Below are 5,791 nucleotides of genomic sequence, written 5' to 3'. Positions count from 1 at the left end.
AAAATCAAATAAATGAACATTATCAACAAAATTACTTAATTCAAATTCCCATTGATTGCCTGAATCTAAATCATATAATTTAAACCGTTGAAAATCCGAGACTAAAATATAACGCGGTAACTCATGTTCCTTTAAATTGGGGAAATAATCCTTAGCCTGTTGTGTGGCTTTTTCTAAATCTTTCCCCTTCGATTTATGCTCAACTAGAATCGTTCCTTTCCAAAGTAAATCAATAAAACCCTGTTTATTATCGGCTTTTTTTATCGGTTGCTCAAAACTGGCCACCCTACGCCGTGAAATGCCAAAGACATGAAAAAACTCATTCCAAAAAGATTGAGATTCTGCTTTTTCTGAAGTCTCTCCTTCCCACTCTTTTTGAAAAGCGATGGCGCGATTTTTTATTTCATTCCAACTTAAAGGCATAGTTTTAATTCCTTCCCTACCCCCCTATGAGTCTGGGTAGGGATTCTAGCACATTCGTGGAAATAATCTTGATTAAGGCTTCTGGTCTTGATTTTGGGGATAACTGGGGAATAGATCCCTGGGGAAATCCTCGGCACTTAAACAGGTTTGTAAAGCTTGGGACGGGTTATTTTTGTCCACACCACGACTGACAGCGATAACGCACTCAGAAAAGCGACCGGGTAATAAACTTTGACGACAGGAATCCAAAACCTGTTGAGAAATCCCTAATTTATCGGGTTCCTTTGCTGTTTCTGTTTCCGTTTGTTTGAGGGAATTAGTGGCAAATAAGGGGGCAGCGCGATGGATATCGACCACACAGTGACCTAGGTCAATAGGACGACGCACTTGAAAACAAGCTTGCAGAGCCAGATTACCATCGATCGGGGTTTTGGATTTAATCATCACCACACAGCGGGATAATTCTTTAGGAATTAATGCTTCTGAACAAGCGGTGGCAGCATCTTGGGGACTCACTCCCGTGCCGACAATCTGACTGATACAGGCACTGAATTGATTATTGTTGCCAAATGCGATCGCTGCTCGGTTCATTTCTACTAAGCCAAGGGAAATAGTAGCGATCGCGCTCCAACTAGCAATTTGTTTAATATAGTTTTTCATTGTTTGCTCACACCGAAGATTTTAAGGCTAACTCGCCACGATCTTAACAGATTCACAGAGAACAGGGAACACAGAGATGGGGGAAGGGAATTATGAAGTGGGGAGATGGGGGAATGGGGTGATGGGGGAATTTGACTAATACCCCAAAACCCAAAACCCCAAAACCCAAGGGCTAAAATTAGTATTCTGGTACGGTGGAATCGACTTCGCGACTCCAGGCACTGATGCCACCTTTGACGTTAATTCCTTCGATACCTGCCTCTTTGAGGATAGCGAGGGCTTTAGCGGAACGTCCCCCCATCTTACAATGGGCGATAAGACGATAACCGTTGACTAATTCCTTAATTTTGGGAATTGCCGCACCATTCTCGATATCGGGTAGGGGAATTAACACCGAGTTGGGAATCTTAGCGATTTGGTACTCGTTGGGATTACGCACATCGATGAGAATGTAATCATTGGCATTGCTGTCAAGTAGTGCTTTTAACTCTACTACGGTCATTTCTGTCATTTTTTGCTGTTCTGCCGCTTCTTGTGCTTTCGCTTGCGGGATACCGCAGAATTGTTCGTAATCAATTAGTTTTTCAATGACGGGACGGATGGGATTCGGACGCAATTTTAACTCGCGGAATTTCATTTCCCAAGCATTGTAAAGCAGTAAACGACCACTGAGGGTATCCGGAGCGCCGAGGATAATTTTAATGGCTTCTGTGGCTTGAATTGTGCCGATTACTCCGGGTAAAACCCCTAAAACGCCGCCTTCGGCACAGGAGGGAACCATCCCCGGTGGTGGCGGTTCGGGATAGAGATCGCGGTAGTTGGGACCGCCTTGGTAGTTAAAAACGGTTGCCTGTCCTTCAAAGCGGAAAATTGAGCCATAGACGTTGGGTTTGTCGAGAAGAACACAAGCATCATTAGTCAGATAACGGGTGGGGAAATTATCCGTCCCGTCGATGACTACATCATAGGGGGCTAAAATGTCAAGGGCATTTTCGGAACTTATGCGGGTTTCGTACAAATCCACCTGACAATGGGGGTTAATTTCTAGAATTCTGTCCTTAGCGGAAACAATTTTCGGTTTACCTACCCAAGAAGTGCCGTGAATAATTTGACGTTGCAGATTGGAACTATCGACGATATCGAAGTCAACAATACCGATTCTACCGATGCCAGCCGCCGCTAGATAGAGTAAAAGCGGGGAACCGAGTCCCCCGGTGCCGATGCAGAGAACACTGGCGGCTTTTAGTTTTTTTTGACCTTCTAAGCCCACTTCGGGCAGAATAATGTGTCGAGAGTAGCGTTGAATCTCCTCTTGGGAAAGTTCGATCGCCGCGAGATTAGGATTTAGCATAGATTGGGTAAATAGTGAAACCTCACTCGATTCGGGCAAGAATTTCGTCTCAGCACGATTTAGAGACAAAAATCAGGAAGACTCGATCGCTTCCTGGATTTTTAATTCTTTCTATGCCTATGATAGTGTGAGGGTCTGGCTCCCTGTTGTTAATATTAGTTAACTTTCCCCTGCTACTTGGGCGCGGTATTCACTAGCGGAGAGGGTATCAGCCAAGGCAGTATCGGGATTTTCTACCCGCACTTTTAATAACCAACCCTCCCCGTGGGGATCATCGGCAATTAATTCGGGGGAGTCAATCATCGCTTGATTGCGATCGACTACGGTTCCCGAGACGGGAGGATAAAGATCTTCTACCGCTTTTACCGATTCAATCGTGCCGAAACTACTACCTACTTCCAGCGCCTCTCCCAATTCGGGCAATTCTAGAAACACGATATCACCCAATTGATCGACGGCAAAAGCACTAATTCCCAAGGTAGCGATTTCACCTTCGAGTCTGACGTATTCGTGGGTTTCTAGGTATCTCAAATCCTCGGGATATTCCAGTTCCATCGTCTGTCTCTAAATATTTACAGCATCAGTTAGTTTACTAGATCTCTTGGGGAAAATGTTCATCGGGTGGGGATGTTTTATTGCCGATCGCTACCTAGACAAAATTAATTACACCGATCGAACCCTGATTAAACAGCTAAAATTGGTCTAGGTTGATCGGGGAACACCGGAACACTGGAACAATAACCGGTTTAAATACCTCCTAGCCTACTTAAGTAGGGAGGCACAATTATTTGTAGGATGGGTTAGCGGTAGCGTAACATAATCGGGCGTTGGGTTTCATGCTTCAACCCAACCTACGTTGATCTTATATTTAATTCCACCCACCCACTTATGTTAAATTCCATCTTAGAGCCTCGCGGTGGCGAACATCAAACCATAAGAGCCTTTTTTGAGCCAAAAAACATCGCTGTGGTGGGATTTAATCGCCAAAATCCCCAACTCGATCGCACTCTTTTAAATAATCTCCATCATAATCCCGGTCAGCACCGTCTTTATCTAGTTAATCCTCACCCCGAAAACCGGCTCGATCTTCCCAGCTATAGCAGTTTACCAGCTATCCAGGCGGCGATCGATCTGGTAATTATCACCGCCCCCGCTCCCGAAATTCCCGCTATTATCGCCCAATCTGTCGAAAAACAGGTTAAATGCGCCCTGATTCTCTCCACGGGTTTTCGGGAAACTGGCCAGATGGGGGAAAATTTACTTAGGGAAATTAAAGCGATCGCTGGTCAAAAATTACGCATCATCGGTCCCCATAGCTCAGGAATCTGCAATATAAGCCAAAATCTTAACGCCACCTTTTCCCCCATCCTGCCGAAAACCGGTTCAATTGCCCTGATTAGTCAAAGTGGGGCGATCGCTGCCGCCGTGCTTGATTGGAGTTTAAGCGAAAATGTCGGTTTTAGTCACTTTATCTCCCTCGGAGTCCTTTTAGATGTGGATTGGGGCGAATTACTCTATTATTTAGGAGACGATCCCCAAACCAAAAGCATCGTTATCTACCTGGAATCCCTGAATAATGCCCGCTCTTTTCTGTCCTCGGCCCGAGAAGTTGCCCTAAATAAACCAATTATCGCTATTAGTCGCCACAGTACCGACTTTGACCCCACTTCTCTTTCCCATGCTGGCAAATTGACCAGCGATCAGCTAACTCTCTCCGCTGCCTTTGCTCGCTGTGGCATTGTAGAAGTACACAGACTGGCCGATCTCTTGAATATCACGCAAGTTTTAGCGAAAATTCCCCGATTTCCCCGGGGAAAACGCTTGACAATCATCAGCAATGGTGTTGCTCCCGCTCTTTTAGCGGCCTCGGCTTTACTGGCGGAAGATGGACAACTGGCAACCCTTACCCCCGCAACGATCGGAAAACTAGCGCCTCTTGTTCCCGCGGATATCGTCCCCCAAAATCCCATCGATCTGCGTCGCAGCAGCGATCCCGATAGCTACGCTCGCGCCCTAGAGATCGCTTTAGCGGATGCACATACCGACGCGGTGTTGATGATTCTCTCGCCTCGCTTTAACACTGATCTGCGAGAAATTGCCCTTAGAATTGCCTCAATCGCTCAAAATAGCACAAAACCCATTTTAGCAAGTTTGATGGGGGGAGAGGGCATTGCAGAGGGGGTAGCGTTATTAAATCAGCAAGGTATCCCCACCTATCGCTATCCCGATTCGGCAGCCCGGGTGTTTAATTTGCTCTGGAAATATGAGGAGAATCTGCGCGGTCTTTATCAAACGCCAATTTTAACCAATTCCAGGGAAAATGGCTCCGATCGAGTTTTAGTTAGCCAGATTATCGAGCAAGTAGGGGATAGAACAATTCTCAGTGAGCCAGAGTCTTTAGATATACTCAAAGCTTATGGAATCCCTGTTATTGTCACTAAAATTGCTGAAAGTGCCGCAGAAGCAGTTAATCTCGCTGAATCTCTCGGTTATCCCGTGGTGATGAAACTGTATTCCCAGACGATTATCCATAAAAGTGCGGTGGGTGGGGTACAATGGCCGCTTTTTTCCCCTAGGGCAGTCGCACAAGCATATCAGGCGATCGAAGCTAATATTACCGCACAAGTGGGTGGGGAGCATTTTCTCGGGGTGAGTATTCAACCGATGTTAGAAATCGATCGAGGATATGAGTTAATTATCGGCTCTAATTACGATGATCAGTGCGGACCGGTGATAATTTTCGGTACTGGTGGCCGTTTAGTCGATATTTTTCAAGATTACGCCACCGCTCTACCTCCTTTAAATACTAATCTCGCGCGCCGACTTTTAGAAAAAACCAAGATTTATCGGGCTTTTCACGGGACAAATGGGCTTAAATCGCTTAATTTAGCGAATTTAGAGCAAATAATCGTTAGATTTAGTCACCTGGTCAGTGAACAACCTCGCATTAAAACTATCGATATTAATCCCTTTTTTGCCGATTCAGAGCAATTAATCGCTCTTTCCGCTTCTATCCTTCTTCATCCTCGAACTACACCCCCAGAAAAGTTATCTCATCCGGCGATTCGTCCCTATCCCGAACATTATATAGGGCCTTGGACGACGAAAAGAGGCTTAAAAGTGCTAATTCGTCCGATTCGGGCAGCGGATGAGCCTTTAGTGCGACAATTTCACCATTATCTCTCGGAAGAAACCATTTATTATCGTTATTTTCATCTTGTCAATCTCGATCGCCAAACCGCTTATGATCGTCTTACGCGCATTTGTTTTATCGACTACGATCGAGTAATGAGCTTAGTGGTAGAGATTAATAACGATCAGACGGAAGAGCCAGAAATTATCGCTATAGGACGCTTA

Annotated in this window: 5 protein-coding genes; 1 reads left to right on the top strand and 4 read right to left on the bottom strand. The window is 45.4% G+C overall.

Translation table 11 applies throughout. From position 1 onward, the window contains the following. The 4 genes from ACE1AQ_RS22410 to gcvH form a co-directional block, all read right to left on the bottom strand. The coding region (locus ACE1AQ_RS22410; protein ID WP_374809250.1) for a type IIL restriction-modification enzyme MmeI at nucleotides 1-423 on the bottom strand (423 nt) is incomplete at its 3' end. Between the two features lie 72 nt (nucleotides 424-495). Continuing rightward, nucleotides 496-1,083: a hypothetical protein gene (locus ACE1AQ_RS22405; protein WP_106908205.1), complete on the bottom strand. Its 588-nt coding sequence runs from the start codon at nucleotides 1,081-1,083 to the stop codon at nucleotides 496-498. 178 nt (nucleotides 1,084-1,261) lie between these two features. Continuing rightward, complete coding sequence (gene moeB / locus ACE1AQ_RS22400; protein WP_108937030.1) at nucleotides 1,262-2,434, bottom strand: molybdopterin-synthase adenylyltransferase MoeB; 1,173 nt, start codon at nucleotides 2,432-2,434, stop codon at nucleotides 1,262-1,264. A 159-nt stretch (nucleotides 2,435-2,593) separates the two neighbouring features. Beyond that, nucleotides 2,594-2,989 carry a glycine cleavage system protein GcvH gene (gene gcvH / locus ACE1AQ_RS22395; protein ID WP_002737085.1) on the bottom strand — a complete coding sequence of 132 codons (396 nt, stop codon included), beginning with the start codon at nucleotides 2,987-2,989 and terminating at the stop codon, nucleotides 2,594-2,596. A gap of 333 nt (nucleotides 2,990-3,322) precedes the next feature. On the opposite strand from gcvH, the gene ACE1AQ_RS22390 reads away from it, so the two are divergent. After that, nucleotides 3,323-5,791, top strand: a 2,469-nt coding sequence (locus ACE1AQ_RS22390) for an acetate--CoA ligase family protein (protein WP_374809247.1), incomplete at its 3' end; no start/stop codon positions are given.

The organism is Microcystis sp. BLCC-F209 (assembly GCF_041928595.1).
In the GTDB taxonomy this organism is placed as follows: domain Bacteria; phylum Cyanobacteriota; class Cyanobacteriia; order Cyanobacteriales; family Microcystaceae; genus Microcystis.
The sequence above is the reverse complement of the archived record's forward strand: the minus strand, read 5'-3'. Positions and strand labels throughout refer to the sequence as shown.

Coding starts and splice junctions, on each gene's coding strand:
- ACE1AQ_RS22405 (WP_106908205.1), bottom strand. CDS start 1,083: ATGAAAAACTATATTAAACAAATTGCTAGTTGGAGCGCGATCGCTACT.
- moeB (WP_108937030.1), bottom strand. CDS start 2,434: ATGCTAAATCCTAATCTCGCGGCGATCGAACTTTCCCAAGAGGAGATT.
- gcvH (WP_002737085.1), bottom strand. CDS start 2,989: ATGGAACTGGAATATCCCGAGGATTTGAGATACCTAGAAACCCACGAA.